Source organism: Bradyrhizobium sp. MOS003 (genome assembly GCF_003020125.1).
Lineage (GTDB): Bacteria > Pseudomonadota > Alphaproteobacteria > Rhizobiales > Xanthobacteraceae > Bradyrhizobium.
The window spans coordinates 2,049,552-2,068,075 of sequence record NZ_PYFW01000001.1; the positions used below are offsets into that span (position 1 = coordinate 2,049,552).

Sequence of the window (18,524 nt, forward strand, 5' to 3'; positions counted from 1 at the left end):
GGCATTCCCGGATGGTCGGTAGGATCGTCCAGGGATGAAACAAACAAACATGCGGCTTCCGTTCTTCTACGGCTGGGTCGTGGTCGCCGTGACCTTCGTCACCATGGCCATCGGCGTCAACGCGCGCACGGCCTTTTCACTGTTCTTTCCTCCCATCATTTCTGAATTCGGCTGGGAGCGCGGCGTCACCGCGGGCGCGTTCTCCTTCGGCTTCGTGGTGTCGGGTTTCGTCAGCCCGCTGATCGGCCGCCTGATGGACCGCGCGGGCCCACGCGCGGTGATGGAGCTCGGCGTGGTGCTGATGGGCGGCGGGTTGCTGCTTGCGCCGCTCACCAGCGAGCCCTGGCATCTCTATGTCACCATCGGCGTCATGGTCGGTGCCGGCTCGGTATGTCTCGGTTATTCCGGCCAGTCGCTGTTCCTGCCGAACTGGTTCATCCGTAAGCGCGGCTTCGCCATCGGCATCGCTTTCGCCGGTGTCGGCATAGGCTCGGTGACGTTGCTGCCATGGGTGCAGCACATGATCGAGCAGACCGGCTGGCGCACCGCCTGCACCGCGATGGGCCTGCTCATCCTCGTCGTGCTGGCGCCGGTCAATCTGCTGCTGCACAAGCGCCCGCAGGACATCGGCCTCGAGCCGGACGGCGATGCCGTCCCGGCCGCGGGCGCGGCGCAGCCGATCTCCAACGTCGTCGATCCCGTCTGGGTCGGGACCGACTGGACGCTGAGACGGGCGATGGCGACCGCGCGATTCTGGTGGATCGCGCTCGGCTATTTCTGCGGCCTGTACATCTGGTACGCGGTACAGGTGCACCAGACCAAGTTCCTGCTCGACATCGGATTCAGTCCCGGCGTCGCAGTGTGGGCGCTCGGCATGGTCAGCCTGCTCGGCATTCCCGGCCAGATCCTGCTCGGTCATGTCTCGGACCGGATCGGGCGGGAATGGGTATGGGCGATCAGTTGCGCCGGCTTTGTGATCTGCTTTGCGGCGCTGATGGCGCTGAAGTTCCAGCCATCGCTGTGGCTGGTCTATGTGATGGTGTTCGCGCAAGGTGCTCTTGGCTACGGCCTCACCTCGATCATGGGCGCGGTGGTGTTCGAGATTTTCCAGGGCAAGCATCAGGGCAGCATCTTCGGCACGATCATGCTGGCGGCGCTGGCGGGCGGTGCGGCCGGACCGTGGGTGACGGGCTTCCTCTTCGATCGCGCCGGTGACTACACGCTTGCCTTCGCCGTGGCGATGATCATAAGCGGCTTGTCGGCGGTCTCGATCTGGCAGGCGGCACCGCGCAAGGTGCGGGCGGTGGCGGGCCGTCTGCACAGGCTCCAGGCGGAAACCGGTGCGGAATAGGCTCCGCACGCATCAGATACCGTCGTCGTTTTTTGTCGCTCGTTAAGCATGTCGCGTCTTGGCCCGAGGCCGTTGGGCGGCGAAAACGTCTTGGACACCATCGGAGCGTTAGCGTCGGCCGATTGCCGTATTTTCCCGATGTCGCCGGGTCAAACGATGTCCGCCTTCGATCGTCTCATTGAAAGTCCGGACGTGCTTCGAGCCGCTCTCGAACGCGCCGACGACGGCGTCGTCATCGTCGACGACGCGCATCGCATCACGCATTTCAACGCCGCCGCGGAGCGCATCTGGAAGCTGCCGCGCACCGACGTGCTGGGTCGCGATGTCGAAATTCTCTCTCTCAAGGGTTTTCAGCCCGATCCGGTGACCGATCTCCGGGACGAGATCAGTCTCGTGCGCCGTGACGGCAGCCGCATCAGGGCGGCTATCGCGCTCTCTTCCGTGAAAATCGGCGGCGCGGATCATTACATCGTGTTTGCACGGGACGTCACCGGGGAGGCCGAGCGCCGCGTCAGGATCGGACTTCTCCACGCCGTCTCCGACCAGACCAACCGGGCGGTGATCATCAGCGACACCGAGCAGAACATCGTCTACGTCAATTCCGCCTTCACGACGTTGTTCGGTTACACCAACGCGGAGGCCGAGGGGCGTCGCGCAGGCGCGCTGATTGCCGGCCGGCACACCGATCGCAGGGCCATCGCCAGGCTCATCAGGGGCCTGAGGCATGGCGGCCGCCGCGGCGAGGCCGAAGTGCTGGCGTACGACAAGGACGGCGAAGAGATCTGGGTCAGCGCCCGGATCGATGCCTTCCGCGACACGAAGGGCCGGGTCAAGCACATCTTCGCGCTGATCGAGGACATCACCGAGAGCAAGCAGCTGCGGTCGCTGCAGCAGCTCATCATGAGTTCGCTCGCGGACGAAGTGCCGATCACCGACATCGCCGACAGGCTGTGCCGTCGCGTCGAGGAGATCGCGCCCGATGTCGTCTGCTCGCTGCTCCACGTCGATGCCGCTGGTCTCATTCATCCGCTCGGCGGCCCCAGCCTTCCCGAGGACTATTCCCGCGCGCTTGACGGCATTGCTATCGGCCCCAATGTCGGCTCCTGCGGCACCGCCGCCTTCTACGGCAAGCCAGTGCTGGCCGAGGATCTCGACACCGATCCGCGCTGGCAGCCCTACAAGGCAATGCCGCTCGCGATCGGCTTGCGCGCTTGCTGGTCGACGCCGATCAAGGCCAAGGACGGGCGGGTCATCGCGACCTTCGCCTTTTACTTCCACGAACCGCGCGCGCCGAGCAAATGGCACCGGCGCATCGTCGATGCCTGCGTCAATCTCGGCGCCTTTGCGATCGAACGCAAGGAAGCGCGCGCCGAGATCGCGCGGCTCGCCTACCACGACATCCTGACCGGCCTGCCGAACCGCGCGCAGCTGCGAAATTTGATCACGACGGCGATCGATGCCTGCCCGCACGGTAGTCATGTCGCGCTGGCCTTCCTCGACGTTGATCATTTCAAGGACGTCAATGACACGCTCGGCCACGCCGCCGGCGACGAGCTGCTGATCCAGCTCGCCCAGCGCCTGCGCGAACAGATCGGAGCCGAGGACATGCTGGGACGTCTCGGTGGCGACGAATTCGTCATCCTGCTACCGCAGCGTGACGCCGAGGCCGCCGATCGCGTCGCGTCCGAAATCACCGAAGCGCTTGCGGCCCCTTTGCGGATCGGCTCGAAGCTGATGCCGATGTCGGTCAGCATCGGCATCAGCCTCTATCCCGATCATGCCACCGACATCGACACGCTGATGCAGCAGGCCGACGCCGCCATGTACATGGCCAAGCAGGCGGGGCGCTCGACCCATCGCATCTTCAGCGCGGAGATGAACGGGCTCACCGAGCAGCGCCTGGCCTTGATCGCAGCGCTCCGCCGCGCCATCGCGGAGGGAACGTTGACCCTCAGCTACCAGCCGCAGATCCGCAGCTGCGATGGCGCGATCCACGGCGTCGAGGCGCTGGCGCGCTGGCACGATGCGTTGCTCGGCGACGTCTCGCCGGCAAAATTCATCCCGCTCGCGGAGGAGTGCGGCCTGATCGAACAGATCGGCCTGTGGTCGGTGCGCGAGGCCTGCCGGCAGATGGCGAGCTGGCGCCGCGCCGGACTGGACATTCCCTGCGTATCGGTCAATCTGTCGCCGATCAATTTCCGCAACGTCACGCTGGCTGCGCGGCTCAAGGACGTCCTTGCCGAATACGATCTGCCGGCGGACGCCTTGATGCTGGAAATCACCGAAGGCGCCTTCATGCATGACAGCGTCGCGGCGCTGGAGACGATGAACGCGATCCGCGAGCTCGGCGTCGGCCTCTCGGTCGACGATTTCGGCACCGGTTATTCCAGTCTCAGCCGTCTTGCGCATCTGCCGATCCGCGAATTGAAGATCGACCGCAGTTTCATGCGCGACATCGAGCGTGACGCCGGCGCGGTTGCAATCGCCACTGCGGTGGTGCGTGTCGGCCAGGGCCTTGGCATGACCGTGGTCGCCGAAGGCGTCGAAACCGAGGGCCAGCGCAACACCCTGGCCGAACTCGGCTGCAACGTCGTGCAAGGTTTCCTCTACGCCCCCGCACTTCCCCCCGTCGCCTTCGAGCGCTGGCTGATCGAACACTGCGCCGAGCAGGCGAGGGCGATGCTGGGGCGGCTCGACGTTGCTGCAGTGGGGAGTGACGCCGGGAGGCGGTCGGCGTAGGGACAGCGTCAAAAAAGAGGGTGCGAACCCGCTCATGCGGTGAGTCGCACCCCGGTTCGGCTCTAACCCGACGAGCGGTCAGTAGTCCCAGAAGGCTGGCACCCAGCGAAAGTGGTCGCCGTCGACCGCCACCCGCCCGATTGACGGGAACGGCATGTGCGTGGCGACGAGGAGCTCTCCGTTCGCTGCCAGCTCCCGCAGAAGACGGACCCGGACACGGGCCGCCTCTTCGGGGTCATGCTCGAAGCCGTTGAACCAATCGGGGTGGTCGAACCCGACAGTGAACACGGCATCGCCCGCGAATGTCAGCCGATCGTCGCCGGATGCCAGGCGGACCACGCTATGCCCGGGGGTGTGGCCGCCAGTGCGCGTGACCACCACGCCCGGCGCCACCACATGCTCGTCCTCGAAGGTACGCAGCTGGTTGTGATATTCCTTCGCGAACCGCTTGGCGGTTGCCCGAAGCGCGTCCGGGAATCCCGGCGGCATCGAGACGTGGGAGAAATCGGGCGCCTCCCAGAACTTGACCTCGGCAGCTGCGACGTGGATGCGCAGGTCCGGCCGCAGCCGCTCCCTCACCTCGTCGACGAGCAGCCCGCCAATGTGGTCCATGTGCATATGCGTCAGCACCACGTCGGTCACGGACTCGAGATCGATACCGGCGGCTTCCAGTCGCTTGCTCAACTGGCCGGCGCGCGGCAAGTGCAGGTCGGGGTCGGATCCCAGTCCGGCGTCGACGAGGATGGTCTGGTCGCCGCTGCGCACCACGACCACGTTCAGCGCCCAATCGAAGGCATCCGGCGGCAGGAACATGTCCTTCAGCCACGCCGCGCGTACGGCCGGGTCGGCGTTGTGGGCCAGCATCGCGCCCGGCAGCATAAGCACGCCGTCGCTGATCACCATCACGTCGATCTCGCCGATCTTCAGCGCGTAGCGCGAAGGAACCAGCTCTTGAGCCCCCGGTCCGCCGGGGCGTGTGGTGTTGTGCAGGTTCATGTTCGTCTCCTCAGTGTTACGGATCGTCTGGTTCATCTTGAAAGCTCCTTCGTTTTGTCTTGACGCGGTTCTATGCACTGCGAAGGATCAGCGTATTTCCTGAAGCGGTGGTGCTTTGTCCGATCCTGCTCCAAGCCGGCGCGCGCTTTCACAATTGCACGATGAGCCGGTGATGCCCCTGAGGGAGCATTGAACAACGATCACGCGAGAAGCGTCCAAGCCCGTTGTAATTGCTTGCTAAAAGCAGTCTAAGACGAAAGGCGCGGCGGACCGTCACACGGCTGTCGCTCGGACGCGCTGGTCTGGACCGTCGCTTGGCGATGTCGGATAATCGGGCGTGATTTGGCGATGGCGCCGCGCTCCCAAGTCTCCTCTCACGCGAGATTCATGTCCATGGCACACGCAGCTGCCTTCGCGCAGAACGTCGAACGGTTTCTGCATCTGAAAGATGAGCCGCCAACGCTGGTCACGCGTTCGCTGCGTAGCGCTGAGCTCGCCGTCACCGAAACGCGGGATGACCATCCCATGCCGCGTCTTTCCGATTCGATGCCCTCGGAGGACGCTTATCTCGTTGGCCTGAAATTCCGCGATTTCGCCGATTGCGAGTGCTGGGAGCGCGGCCGCTGCGTGATCAAGCGCGATATCCAGGCCGGCGCGACCTATCTGTACGACCTGAAACGCGATCCGCGCTACGTGATCGACAAGCCGTTCCATTCCCTGTTGTTCTATCTGCCTCGTTCGGCTTTGGACGACATGGCGAGGCAAGGCGGCGCGCCACGGATCGGCGAACTCGCCTATCAGCCGGGCGTCGGCCACGACGATACGACGATCCGCCATCTCGGCGGCTCGTTCCTGGCGGCGTTGCGGCAGCCTGATGAGGTCAACCAGCTCTTCATCGACCACATGATGCTCGCGCTCACCGCCCATGTTGCGACGACCTACGGCGGATTGCGGAGCGCCACCGAGCCGGCGCGCGGCGGCCTTGCCCCATGGCAGGTCAAGCGTGCTTGCGAACGGCTGGAATCCGATCTCCGCGGAAAGCTGTCACTGGACAAGATCGCAGCCGAATTCGATCTCTCCGTCAGTCACTTTTCGCGTGCATTTCGCATCTCCACCGGCCTGCCGCCGCACCAATGGCTGCTGCGCCAGCGTGTGGACACGGCCAAGCAATTGATGACGGTGCGCGACCTGCCGCTGGCAGAGATTGCGATCTCGGCCGGGTTCGCCAATCAAAGCCACTTCACCCGGGTATTCTCCTCGATCGTCGGCGTCAGCCCGGGAATGTGGCGCCGCGAGGCGCGGGGCGCGTCGGAGAGCGAAATCTGATCACGCGCCCAAGCGCCGTTCCAAGAGCCGTTCCAAGAGCCTGTGCGCTCGCTGTTCGGCTCAACGGCGTCCTGCCTGAGAGATGGCATAGGCGGCGCTGCGCGCTGCAAACATCTCGTCCGGCGGGTGGCCGATGCCTTCGGCGAGATTGGCCGGATTGAACGCGGACCCGTCGCACGCCTCGTCTGATTGCGTGCCCGTTATCACGATCGTTCCGAGGCGTATCGCTTCGCGCGCATCCTCGTCGGGCCAACGGCTGGTCACGTCCATCACGGGGTCCCCGGGCTGGTCCAGCAGCGCCATCACGCTGAACCTGACATCGCGTGCCCCGATCCGGGCTTCGAGCTCGTCGCGCGGAAAGCCGGTGGACTCGGCCGTGGCCGCGTCGGCGGGCGGCCTGCTTTCTTCGCCGACCGGCGCGACCTTGAATTTGATGAACCGTGTCTCGCCCTTTGCGTTCGTCGCAGGAAAGGCGTGCACCCCCCAATAGGTCGTGCACGCAAGGCTCGCGGGCGGCGGATGCACGGCAAGGTAGCTCGCCTGACGCAGCGTTTCGGGATTGGCGGCGGAGAATGCCTCGACCTGCGCGGTGTCAGGCTTGCCGTCCGGTCCCGGCATGCGCGCCTGGAGGAACGCCAGCATCTGGTCGAGCGTTCTGGCGAAATGAACCGGGGCGCTCTGGGTGAAGATCTCGGAGCGCTGATCCCCGCTGCCGAGCCGGAAGCTGAAGCCGCGCAGCGAGCTTCCGCCAATGTCCACGGCGTTCGGGGCGCAGCCGTCGGCCGCGAACCGCGCCAGCACCCGGGATGGCCTGGTGAAGCTGCGGGATTTGGTGATCTCTTCGGCTTGATGCGACGGGGTGTAGGTACCGCGAACGCATTGGCCCCAGGAAAAACTCGCGCGCGCCCCTGGCGGAAGCCCGGCAACCGCCTTCAGGGCATCGACAAGAGTCGTCGGCGTGACAGCGCCGCTGGGGAACTGAGACAGGACGAAACCCCGGGTTCGAACGATGGCGCTCGTTTGTGGCGCAGGGCGGATCGAGCTTCTTTCCCAAAGCGGGCGTGCCTTGCCCGATCCTGCGACAAATCGTGATCCGCTTGCTCGTGGCCCCGTCGCGTCTAATCCGACGCCAGCCCCGTCCTCCGCCGCAAATCCGTGATCGCGCGCAGAAAGCTGTCCGCCGGCGTCGTCTCCGGATCGATCAGCCGGTGCAGACGAAAGCCGTCTTCCAGCGCCAGCACGACGGAGGCCATCCAGGGCGGGTTCAGATTGTCGCCTCTGCCGTTGCTCTTCAACGTCGCCTCGACGATGTCGGCAACAAGCTTGCGCCGCGCGCGCAGGCGTTTGGCGAGTTCGGGGCGGCGCCTCTCGGCGCGTGCGACGAACAGGATCATCTCTATGTGCAGCAGCGGTGCGCGGCCGAGCGGATCCTGCCGGCTGCGGTCCATCGTCTTCAGCGCGGCAATGAAATCGTCGAGATTGTCGTGCTGCGCGAGGATGTCGAGGTTGCGCCGGATCGACTGCTCGACATGGTCCTCGAGCATCGCGATGATCAGTTCGTCCTTGCTCTTGAAGTTGGAATAGAACGCGCCGCGGGTGAAGCCTGCCGCCGCTGCGATCGCCTCGATGCTGGCGCCGCCGATGCCGTCCTGCTCGAACACGCGCGCGGCGGCCTCGAACAATTTGTCGCGCGTGTCGTCCCTGGTCGGTCTGGTTCTCACCCTTGACATCGAACCAGGTTAGGGCAGAATGCAACTCGATACAACAATGTATCGAGTTGATAAAATCAGGGATGGTTACGCCGGGCAGTGGGGCTGCGATCGGCGTATTCGTGTCATCGGCAACCGATTTGAGGTCACCATGAACGAGCACGTGCAAGGCGCCGGCGGCGGACCGCTGTTCAACCCGCTTTCGCCGGACTTCATCCGCGACCCCTATCCGCACTATGACCGGCTGCGCACGATCGATCCGGTCCACCTGACGCCGTTCGGCCAATTCGTCACCAGTCGCCACGCCGACGTCAGCCTCGTGATGCGCGACAAGCGCTTCGGCAAGGATTTCGTCGAGCGCTCGACGCGCCGCTATGGCGAGAAGATCATGGACGAGCCGGTGTTCCGCAGCATGAGCCATTGGATGCTGCAAGCCGATCCGCCCGACCATACCCGCCTGCGCGGCCTCGTCGTGAAGGCCTTCACCGCACGCCGGGTCGAGGATATGCGGCCGCGCATCCAGGCGATCGTCGACCAGGCCATCGATGCCGTGATCGAGCGCGGCCACATGGACCTGATCGAGGATTTCGCCTTCCGCCTGCCGGTGACCATCATCTGCGAGATGCTCGGCATTCCCGAGGACCATCGGGAGGTCTTCTACAAGAGCTCGCGCGACGGCGGGCGGCTGCTCGACCCCGTGCCCCTCACTCCGGAGGAGATCAAGAAGGGCAACGAGGGCAACCTGATGGCGCAGATGTATTTCCAGCAGCTGTTCGAGCTGCGCCGCCGCAGCCCCGGGGACGATCTCACCACCCAGCTGGTGCAGGCCGAGGAGGACGGCAACAAGCTCACCAACGAGGAGCTGACCGCCAACATCATCCTCTTGTTCGGCGCCGGCCACGAGACCACGGTGAACCTGATCGGCAACGGCCTCTTGGCGCTCCACCGCAATCCGGACCAGCTTGCGCTGCTCAAGGCCCGGCCCGAACTGATGGAAGGCGCGATCGAGGAATTCTTGCGTTACGATTCCTCGGTCCAGATGACCGGCCGGGTCGCGCTGGAGGATATCGACGATCTCGGCGGCAAGAGGATCCCCAAGGGCGAGAGCGTGCTGTGCCTGCTCGGCTCGGCCAACCGCGATCCCGCGGTCTACCCTGATCGGCCGGACCGCCTGGATGTCACCCGCCAGAATGTGAAGCCGTTGTCGTTCGGCGGCGGCATCCATTTCTGCCTGGGTGCCCAATTGGCGCGCATCGAGGCCGAGATCGCCATTGCCACGCTGCTGCGGCGGCTGCCTGATCTGCGCATCGACGACGTCGAAAACCCGGAATGGCGGCCGACCTTCGTGCTGCGCGGCCTGAAGCGGCTGCCGGCGAGCTGGTAGGCGGCCCGGCGTTAACCTCCGCGCGCAACAGTCGCTGTGACTTCGCCACACTTCCCCCTATATAAGGGGCTGTTCCGGCGCGCCTGAAACCTTTCTGGTCAAGGTTTGGCCCGGGTGCCGGCTTGGCCGAGGGGAGACCCGTGCAGACGACGCTGCTCGGATTGGCGATTGCCTTCATCATTGCGCTGCTGGCCGCGCTGATCGGGCCTTACTACGTCGACTGGAACCAGTTCAGGCCCCAGTTCGAGGCGGAGGCCGGTAAGATCATCGGCGTGCCGGTGCGGGTCGCGGGCGAGCTCGACGCGCGGCTGCTGCCGGCGCCGACGCTGCGGCTGCGCCAGGTCACCTTCGGCGGCAACAACGATCTCGGCCGCCTGCGCGCCGACAAGCTCGACGTCGAGTTCAGCCTCAGCTCCCTGATGCGCGGCGAATGGCGCGCCACCGAGCTTTCGGTGGGCGGCATGGCGGTCGATCTCGGCCTCGATGCGAGGGGACGGGTCGACTTGCCCTCCACCGCGAGCGGCACCTTCAATCTGGCCTCGCTCGCCATCGAGCGGCTGAATCTCACCGGCCGTATTGCGCTCCACGATGCCGCCAGCCGCTCGACGCTGGAGCTGAACGACATCGCCTTCTCCGGCGACGTCCGCTCGCTCGCGGGCTCGGTGCGTGGCGACGGCCGTTTCACCGCCAATGGAGTGCGCTATCCCTTTCGCATCTCCTCCGGCCCGAGCGCCGACGGCAGCGCCACCCGTCTTCACCTCAACATCGATCCCGGCGAGCGCGCCATCCTCGCCGACCTCGAAGGCGTGCTCGCCTTCGACAATCGCCTGCCGAAATTCGACGGTGCCCTGACGCTGGCCGTGCCGGCGGTCAAGAAGGCGGGCGAGAGCGGTCCAACGCCGTGGAAGCTCACGACCAAGCTCAAGGCGGACCCGGCCGGCGCGAAGTTCGAACAGATCGACGCGAGCTTCGGCGCCGAAGACAATGCGCTGAAGCTCGGCGGCGTCGGCGACATCAGGTTCGGCGCCTCGCCACTGCTGCGCGCGGTGCTGTCGGCGCGCCAGGTCGATGCCGACAGGCTTGCGGGCAAGGACGATTCCGAGCCGCTCCGAATCCTGCCGGCGCTGCGGGCGGGGTTGGCTGCCATTCCGCAGGCGCCGATCCCGGCGCAGATCGAATTCAACTCCGACCAGATCATGCTCGGCGGCCGTCCGCTGCAGAACATCGCGGCAGAGCTGCAGACCGATGGACGGACCTGGACCTTCCAGCGGCTCGAGCTGCGCGCCCCCGGCATGACGCAGCTTTCGCTCAACGGAGCAACACCGGGCGCCGACAGTTTCAGCGGCCGTCTCAGCGTCGAATCCTCCGATCCCGACGCGCTTGTGGCCTGGCTCCAGGGCCGCAACGAGATCACCCGCCGCAGCACGCGGCCGCTGCGCCTCGCCGGCGACGTGACGATCGCCGCCAACCATCTCGCAATCGACAGGCTGAAGGCCGACATCGAAGGCGGCGCGGTCGAGGGCCGCGTCGCCTTCGTGCAGACAGGCGCGAGCAAGGGGTCGCGGATCGACGCCGAGCTGAAGGCCGACCGGCTCGACCTCGATGCCGCCGCCAGTTTCGTCCGCGCGCTCGCGGGGCCGCAGGGCGAATGGCCGGAAGAGGCAAAGCTCTCGCTCGATATCGGCCGCGCGATCTCCGCCGGCCAGGAGCTGCGGCCGTTCGCGGCCAAGCTCGGTTACGGCCCCGCATCGCTGTCGCTGGAGCAACTGCGCTTCGGCCAGGCCAGCGGCGTGACCACCGAGGCGAGCGGCAGCTTCGACCGCAGCAAAGCCACCGGCAAGCTCGCGCTGAAATCCTCGGCCAATTCGCTGCGCGAACTCACCGCTTTGATCGAGCCGTTTGCGCCTGCGGTGCGGGCCCGCTTTGATGCCATGCCGTCATTACCAGGAGCGACCCGCCTCAAGCTCGATCTCAGCCTCGACAGGAATGCCGAGCATGCCGATCGCAGCAACGCCCGCGCCGTGCTCGATCTCGACGCGCCGCAACTCAAGGCGACCGCGACGCTCGCCGCGCAGATGCCGGCGGCGGCCGTCAATGGCATCGAGATCGACAAATTGCGCGCCAGCGACTTCACCCTGGACACGAAACTGTCGGCGCCGCAGGCCGGCGCGTTGCTGGCGCTGCTCGGGCTCGATCGCGTGGTGGCCGCAGGCGAGGGCGCTTCGCAATTCGAAGGCAAGCTGACAGGTGCATGGCGGCGGCCGTTGCAATTGAACGCAAAGCTCAGCGGCGGCGGGCTGGATGCCGATGCGCATGGCAGCGTCGAATTGTCGGAGCCGAAAGCCAACGTGAACCTGCGCGTGCGCAACGCCAATCTGGCGCCGCTGTTCGGGACCAGCCCGGCCGACAAATCGATGCAGGCCGTCAGCCTGTCCTCACGTGTGGGGCTATCGGGCAACCGCCTGACTTTCGACGATCTCGACGGCAATGCGGCCGGCTCGCATTTGCGCGGTCATCTGGCGGTGACGCTGGATCCGGAGAAGAGCGTCGACGGCGAAGTCGGCCTCGATACGGTCGATCTCGTGCCGGCGCTCGCTGTGGCGATCGGCGCCGCCGGGCATGAGTCCGGCGCGCCGCTGAGCGCGGGGTTGTTGGGCGGCTGGCGCGGCCGCATCGCCTTCCAGGCGCTGCGCGGGATGTTGCCCGGCGGCATCGAGCTGCGCCCGTTCGGCGGCACGATCCGGAGCGACGGCCAGTCGCTCGCGCTCGACGCGCTGAAAGGCAGCCTCGGTGGCGGCGAAATGTCGGCGAGCTTCGACGCACGCAACGGCGCCAACGGCCTCACGTTGAACACGCGCATCGAGCTGAACAATGTCGATGCGGCGGCGCTGCGCTATCGCGATCTCGCGCTGCCGAAGGGGCGCGCCTCGGTGCAGATGGCGCTGACCAGCCAGGGCCGCAGCGTCGCGGCGCTCACCGGCGCGCTCGCCGGCAACGGCACGGTGACGCTGGACTCTGCGGAAATCGGCGGCCTCAATCCGCGTGCTTTCGAGATCGCGATCCGCGCCAGCGACGGCGGCCAGGTCAGTGACGATAATCGCCTGCGCCAGCTCGTCGAGCCCGCACTCGCCGCCGCGCCGATCGCAGTCGCCTCGGCGCAGATCCCGTTCACGATCCGCGACGGACGCTTGCGCGTCGGCGCGACGCCGCTGGAAGCGAAGAACGCCCGCGCCATCGTCTCCGGCGGCTACGACATTCCTGCCGACCAGGCCGACATCCGCGCCAGCCTGACGCCGATCATGACCGGGCTCTCCGGCGCCCCGCCGGAGATCCAGCTGTTCGCGGCGGGCCCTCCCGACAAGCTCAATCGCACCATCGACCTCGCGCCGCTGTCGTCATGGCTGGCGGTGCGCACCATCGACCGCGAGACGCGCAGGCTCGACGCCATCGAGCGCGGCGAGCCGCCGCCTGCAACCGCGGCGCTGCCGACGCTGGTGTCTCCTGATGCTGCTCCGGAGCAGGCGCCGGTCAATGTGCCGCTGCCCGGCCAAGATCCGCGCCGCGCACCGCCGAAGCCGAAAGCCGCGCCGACGCCGAGGGCCCCGCAAGCGGCGCCTGCCGCGCCAAGCCCGCCGCTTGCCAGTCAACAGCTTGCGCCGCTGCCGCCCGCCATCGACGTGAAGCCGGCCCCGGGTCCCGCGCCCGCCAAGCCAAGGCCGAAGCCGCCGTTGGTCCTGACGCCGCAGAATCCGTAAGCGAGTTGGTTTGCGCGAGTTGGGCCGCGGGGCTCTTAACCTCTCCCGCTTGCGGGAGAGGTCGCGCCGGAGGCGCGGGTGAGGGCTCTTTCGTCTTGGGGACTGTCCCGTCGTCGAGACACCCTCTTCCCAGCCCTTTCCCGCAAGCGGGCGAGGGAGCGCACCGTCTTCCTTCTCTCGCGGTAAACCCATTCCCTCGCATTTGAATGAATTTTGCCCGGCAAAACTGATCTGCCGACTTTACTGGATTCTCGCGTTTGTTCCCTAGTCTCGGTTTCAAGAGGAATTCGGCGTCGCGCCAAGACAGGCGGGACGGCTCGCCAAAAGAACTGCCAAGAATTGGGGTTATCGAAATGAACGGGGCGAAGACGCTTCTACAGGATCTGGACGACGCGATCGCGCGCGGCTCCGACGAGAGCCGGGCGAAGGCGTTGTGGCATGCGACCGACATTCTGATCACCGGCCGCTACAGCGACGACGAGATCAGCATGTTCGGCGAGGTCATCGGCCGGCTCGCCGACGAGATCGAGGTCGCCGCGCGCGCGCAGCTGTCGGAGCTGATGTCGGGGTGCGATCAAGCTCCGCTCAACGTCATCGAGAAGCTGGCATTCGACGACGAGATCGCGGTCGCCGGTCCCGTGCTACGCGACTCCGATCGTCTCGACGAGAAGGTGCTGGTCGAGAGCGCCATGACCAAGGGCCAGTCGCATCTGCTGGCGATCGCCCAGCGCAAATCGATCGGCGAGGCCGTCACCGACGTGCTGGTCAAGCGCGGCGATCAGGAGGTCGTGACGTCGGTTGCCAGGAACGAGGGCGCGCGCTTCTCCGGCTCGGGCCTCTTGCACATGGTCCGCCGCGCCGAGGGCGATTCGATCCTTGCCGAGCAGCTCGGTCTGCGCAAGGACGTGCCGCGCCACATCTTCCAGCAGTTGATCTCGAAGGCGTCGGAAGACGTCCGCCGCCGGCTCGAGACGGAGCGGCCCGAAATGATGGCGCAGATCCAGAGCTCGGTGACCGAGGTCACCGGCGATCTTCAGTCCAAGTTCGGCCCGTCCTCGCGCAGTTATTTCGTCGCCAAGCGCGTGGTGACGACGCAATATCGCCAGGGCAACCTCAACCAGGATTCGATCTCGAACTATGCGCGCCAGCACCGCTTCGACGAGGTGCAGATCGGGCTGTCGCTGCTGTCGGCGCTGCCGGTCGACGTGATCGAGCGCGCGATGATGGACCGCAACCGCGAGATGATTCTGGTGCTGTGCAAGGCGCTCGACTTCTCCTGGGACACGACCATGTCGCTGCTGTTCCTCGGCGCCAAGGATCATCTGATCACGGCGCGCGAGCTACACGACAACGAGCGTGATTTCGGCCGGCTCAAGATCGAGACCTCGCGCAGCGTCTTGAAGTTCTACCAGTCGCGCAAGACCGCTGCCGATTCCGCCTCAGGCGGCCGTCAGCCCGAGCTTCAGGTCCATTGAACAGGTGCGCTGAGCATCGTCCCGGAATTCAAAGGGGAGTATTTGCAATGTTGCCTCAATTCGGCACTGCGGTTCGCAAGACCAAGGGCCTCACCGCCGAGACCAGCGGGTCGGCTCCGGAGCGGGCCACGGTCGATGCCGCCTGGCTCGTGCTGGAAGCCGCCAACGACCTCGGCGACCACGCCGCGATCGACGCCTGCCGCCGCGTCCTAGACGCGGAGCTGAACGGCACGGTGGCCGGCAGCGCGGACATCGATCTCGTGCTGGGATATTTCCGGTAAGGGGTTTTGTAGGGGGCAAAGGCGCAATTGCGCCGTGCTCACCATTGATCCCCGCTCGTCGCAAGCTGTGGGCATGCTGCGCTTCGCTCATACTGAGAGCAGCGAGTGTGCTCGCCGCTCTATTTTTTCACCGCCGGATGCGGTACATCACACCATCAATGCCATCACGTTTCGTGCGCTTTTCGAGAAGGTAGTTCAACTTCTCCAGCACGCGGCGAGACGCGCCGTTCTCGACATAGACGAGGCGATCAGGGACGGCAGCATGAGCCGTGACATCCCGGTCTTCGTCAACGCGGTCGCGGTTTCGCTGGCAAGTCCCCGGCCCCAGAATTCGCGTTTGAACGCGTGGAAAATCTCGATCTCGTCCGCGTCGTCGACCAGGATATGGCGGATGCCCGCGCGTCCGGCAAACGCGCCGTCTGTCGTTCGCAGCACCCACAGGCCGAAGCCGTGCTGGTCCCAATGGGCCATGTTGACGCCGAGGTAAGCCTTCGTTGTCTCCGCCGAACGTACACCGCCGAGATAGCGTGAGACGTCGGGATCCTGATGCAGCGCGACGAGGTCGGCAAGGTGACTTTCGTTCAGCCTCTCGGCGGTCAGTCGGTCTGTGACGAAGTGGTCCGTGGAATCAGACAGCTGCTTCAACGTTGGTTGCGATCTCGCGTGCGATGCCATCGTGCGTCAGATATCCCCCGATTGGGCCATCCCGCGAACGAGGCGACCGATCCCTCATGGCTTCTAACACAACCTAACGGGCAATTTTCGCAGCGTTCGGTCAAAGTCATCCAATGAAAGCCGACGAAATTTCCAAAAGGCACGACGACCTACGGGAGACATTATGACGTCCAAGACATCAAGCGAAAGGTTGCCACCATCCGCGGACGTTTCTCGCCGCGGCTTTGTGGGCGGTCTGTCAGCGGGCCTGCTGGGTGTCGCTGCGAGCGAGGTAGCTCGGGCAGAGACACTGGCCGACGTCCCTGATCGCGCGCCAGGCGCCGATCTCAGCGCGCACAGCGAGCGCTCCCGTTTCGCCAGGCTCGACCGCATTCCCGAGGCGACACCGGGCAAGCGCAACGTCGATCCGAGCGATGCCATCAACTCCAAGACGCCGCACCAGAAGCTGGTCGGCAATATCACGCCGACCGATCTGCATTACGAGCGCAGCCATTCCGGAGTTCCCGACATCGATCCCGCGCAGCACCGGCTGCTCGTTCACGGCATGGTGCAGAAGCCACTGGTCTTCAGCGTCGAAGACCTGAAGCGGATGCCCTCGGTCACCCGCATCGTGTTCATCGAATGCACCGGCAATGGATGGGAAAACTGGAAAAAGGCCGACCCGGATCTGACGGTGCAGAACACGCATGGCCTCGTCAGCACCAACGAGTGGACCGGCGTGCCCCTGAAATTCCTGATCGATCTCGTCGCGAAGGACAAGGGATCGACCTGGATGCTGGCGGAGGGCGGAGACGGTGCAGGCGTCGACCGCAGCATCCCGCTCACCGAGGAAATCGTGAACGAGGCTTTCATCGCCTATGGACAGAACGGCGAGCCGCTGCGACCCGCGCACGGCTTTCCGATGCGACTGGTGATGCCTGGCTTCGAGGGCAACCTCAACATCAAGTGGCTGCGCCGCCTCAAATTCGGCAACGCGCCGTGGATGACGCGTTGGGAGACGGCGCGTTACACGCAGTTGCTCGCGAACGGCAAGGCGCGGCAATTCCAACTGAGGATGGAGACCAATTCGGTCATCACGCAGCCGTCCGGGATGATGCAGATTCAGCCGGGCTATAACCGCATCTCGGGCCTTGCCTGGAGCGGTCACGGGAAGATTGCCAAGGTCGAGGTCTCGACCGACGGCGCCCGGACGTGGAAGCAGGCGCAATTGGCTCAGCCGGTATTGTCCAAGGCGCAGGTGCGTTTCCAGATGGATTGGGACTGGGACGGCAAGCCGACCAGGATTGTCAGCCGCTCGACCGACGAGCAGGGCAACGCGCAGCCGGACCGGCAGTCGTTCATCGCCGCCATGGGGACCAATGCCCTGTTTCACTACAATGCCCAGCAGACCTGGAGCATCGATGACGCCGGGAGGGTTCGCAATGTTCTCGCATGACAAGATGTTTCTCGCGGGCATCCTCACATTCGGCCTGCTCGCCGGACCCGCGCTGGCGATCGACTTCGGCCGTCCGGCGACGCCTGCCGAGATCAAGCTGTGGGACATCGACGTCGGCCCGGATGGCAAGGGCCTGCCCGACGGCAGCGGCACGGCCGTGCAGGGCAAGCAGATCTTCGCTGACAATTGCGCGGCCTGTCACGGCGACAACGGCCAGGGCGGCATCAAGGATCGTCTGGCCGGGGGACAGGGCACGCTTGCCTCGAACATGCCCGTCAAGACCGTCGGCAGCTTCTGGCCCTATGCGACGACCTTGTTCGACTACATCCATCGCGCGATGCCCTATCCGACCCCGGGCTCGCTCAGCACCGAAGAGACCTATGCCGTCACCGCCTACATCCTGAGCCTCAACGGCATCGTTCCCGCCGACGGCAAGGTGGACAAGGAAAGTCTCGCGAAAATCAGGATGCCCAATCGCGACGGCTTCGTTCCACAACCGGAATTCGATCCCGCCAAGCTGTTCCGCAGGAAGTGAGCGGGCGATGAAGCTCTCGATATTGATCAGGATCCTCGTTCTGATCGCAGCGACATGTTCATGGGAGACACAGGCAATGGCCGCAGACGGACTCATCACCATCAAGAGCAGTTTCGGGCCCGAGGAAACGATGAAACGGCTGGAGACGGAAGTGAAGGCCAAGGGCCTCACCGTGTTCGCCCATGTCGATCATGCAGCCGGTGCCGCCGCGGTCGGCCTGCCGCTGAGGCCGACCGATCTCCTCATCTTCGGCAACGCCAAGGGTGGCACGCCGTTGATGCAACAGGCGCAGACCGTCGGCATCGACCTGCCGCTGAAGGCGCTGGTCTGGCAGGACGAGCAAGGCACGACCTGGCTGTCTTACAACGACCCCGCTTTTCTCTCCGGGCGTCATGGCGTCGGCGAGCCGGCGAAGCCTGCCGTCACGGCGATGACGGGCGCTCTGCATGCCATCGCGACCAAGGCCACCGCACCGTAAGCGTGAGCGGCGTCTGCGTGAGGAGGGATTCATGAACAGCACTGACGAACAAGCGGCGTCATCCGTGTCGCAAGGTAGCAACCTCGCCAGATGGCTGGTCATCGCGGCGTTGTGCGCGATGCTCGTCGCGGCGTGCGTCCTCGGCTATCTCGGCTGGACCAGCACCGACACCAGCGTTCCTGCGTCGGGCTATGTCGCGCTGGTGCTGGGTGTCGTGTTCTCGCTGGTGGTCGGGGTCGGTCTGATGGCGCTGGTGTTCTACAGCAGCCGCAAAGGCTATGACGAGCCCGCCGTGCTGATCGAAGAGCCGGAGAGCGATCCGGACGATGGACAGGCCCGCTCGCGCTGACGGGAAAGGTCTACGCGGCTGTGAACAACGAAGTCC

14 protein-coding genes and 1 pseudogene are annotated in these 18,524 nt (G+C 65.4%); 11 read left to right on the forward strand and 4 right to left on the reverse strand.

Annotated features, from left to right (window positions below; genetic code table 11):
• Nucleotides 1-49 precede the first annotated feature (49 nt).
• Nucleotides 50-1,351 carry an MFS transporter gene (locus tag C7G42_RS09875; RefSeq protein WP_106948921.1) on the forward strand — a complete coding sequence of 434 codons (1,302 nt, stop codon included), beginning with the start codon at nucleotides 50-52 and terminating at the stop codon, nucleotides 1,349-1,351.
• 138 nt (nucleotides 1,352-1,489) lie between these two features.
• Complete coding sequence (locus C7G42_RS09880) at nucleotides 1,490-4,090, forward strand: EAL domain-containing protein (protein WP_502694190.1); 2,601 nt, start codon at nucleotides 1,490-1,492, stop codon at nucleotides 4,088-4,090.
• A 78-nt stretch (nucleotides 4,091-4,168) separates the two neighbouring features.
• Here the strand turns inward: C7G42_RS09880 and C7G42_RS09885 are convergent, their stop codons facing one another.
• Nucleotides 4,169-5,122 (reverse strand): MBL fold metallo-hydrolase, encoded by a 954-nt coding sequence (locus C7G42_RS09885; RefSeq protein ID WP_106948712.1) that lies wholly within the window; start codon nucleotides 5,120-5,122, stop codon nucleotides 4,169-4,171.
• Nucleotides 5,123-5,479: 357 nt separating this feature from the next.
• Here C7G42_RS09885 and C7G42_RS09890 point away from each other — a divergent pair, with 357 nt between their 5' ends.
• Nucleotides 5,480-6,412 (forward strand): helix-turn-helix domain-containing protein, encoded by a 933-nt coding sequence (locus C7G42_RS09890; RefSeq protein ID WP_106948713.1) that lies wholly within the window; start codon nucleotides 5,480-5,482, stop codon nucleotides 6,410-6,412.
• Between the two features lie 60 nt (nucleotides 6,413-6,472).
• Here C7G42_RS09890 and C7G42_RS09895 read toward each other — a convergent pair whose 3' ends face one another.
• Entirely contained in the window at nucleotides 6,473-7,450 is a 978-nt protein-coding gene (locus C7G42_RS09895; RefSeq protein ID WP_502694198.1) for a catalase, read from the reverse strand.
• A gap of 80 nt (nucleotides 7,451-7,530) precedes the next feature.
• Nucleotides 7,531-8,142: a TetR/AcrR family transcriptional regulator gene (locus tag C7G42_RS09900; protein ID WP_106948714.1), complete on the reverse strand. Its 612-nt coding sequence runs from the start codon at nucleotides 8,140-8,142 to the stop codon at nucleotides 7,531-7,533.
• A 130-nt stretch (nucleotides 8,143-8,272) separates the two neighbouring features.
• Between C7G42_RS09900 and C7G42_RS09905 the strand changes: the two genes are divergently transcribed.
• From C7G42_RS09905 to C7G42_RS09920, 4 genes are all read left to right on the forward strand, one after another.
• Nucleotides 8,273-9,505 carry a cytochrome P450 gene (locus C7G42_RS09905; protein WP_106948715.1) on the forward strand — a complete coding sequence of 411 codons (1,233 nt, stop codon included), beginning with the start codon at nucleotides 8,273-8,275 and terminating at the stop codon, nucleotides 9,503-9,505.
• Between the two features lie 140 nt (nucleotides 9,506-9,645).
• Nucleotides 9,646-13,260, forward strand: a complete 3,615-nt coding sequence (locus C7G42_RS09910) for an AsmA family protein (protein WP_106948716.1) — start codon at nucleotides 9,646-9,648, stop codon at nucleotides 13,258-13,260.
• Between the two features lie 353 nt (nucleotides 13,261-13,613).
• Nucleotides 13,614-14,735: a DUF2336 domain-containing protein gene (locus C7G42_RS09915; RefSeq protein WP_106948717.1), complete on the forward strand. Its 1,122-nt coding sequence runs from the start codon at nucleotides 13,614-13,616 to the stop codon at nucleotides 14,733-14,735.
• A gap of 47 nt (nucleotides 14,736-14,782) precedes the next feature.
• A complete protein-coding gene (locus C7G42_RS09920; protein ID WP_106948718.1) occupies nucleotides 14,783-15,016 on the forward strand; it encodes a hypothetical protein in 234 nt (77 codons plus the stop codon).
• A gap of 127 nt (nucleotides 15,017-15,143) precedes the next feature.
• Here C7G42_RS09920 and C7G42_RS09925 read toward each other — a convergent pair.
• A pseudogene (locus C7G42_RS09925) lies at nucleotides 15,144-15,691 on the reverse strand (GNAT family N-acetyltransferase).
• Nucleotides 15,692-15,854: 163 nt separating this feature from the next.
• On the opposite strand from C7G42_RS09925, the gene soxC reads away from it, so the two are divergent.
• The 4 genes from soxC (at nucleotide 15,855) to C7G42_RS09945 (ending at nucleotide 18,488) form a co-directional block, all read left to right on the forward strand.
• Nucleotides 15,855-17,126, forward strand: a complete 1,272-nt coding sequence (soxC, locus tag C7G42_RS09930; RefSeq protein ID WP_106948719.1) for a sulfite dehydrogenase — start codon at nucleotides 15,855-15,857, stop codon at nucleotides 17,124-17,126.
• A complete protein-coding gene (locus C7G42_RS09935) occupies nucleotides 17,113-17,661 on the forward strand; it encodes a c-type cytochrome (RefSeq protein ID WP_106948720.1) in 549 nt (182 codons plus the stop codon). Before soxC ends, C7G42_RS09935 begins: the two co-directional genes overlap by 14 nt.
• 76 nt (nucleotides 17,662-17,737) lie before the next feature.
• Complete coding sequence (locus C7G42_RS09940; RefSeq protein ID WP_502694191.1) at nucleotides 17,738-18,139, forward strand: DUF302 domain-containing protein; 402 nt, start codon at nucleotides 17,738-17,740, stop codon at nucleotides 18,137-18,139.
• Nucleotides 18,140-18,170: 31 nt separating this feature from the next.
• On the forward strand, nucleotides 18,171-18,488 hold the full coding sequence (locus C7G42_RS09945) for a hypothetical protein (RefSeq protein WP_106948722.1): 318 nt from the start codon (nucleotides 18,171-18,173) through the stop codon (nucleotides 18,486-18,488).
• Nucleotides 18,489-18,524 lie beyond the last annotated feature (36 nt).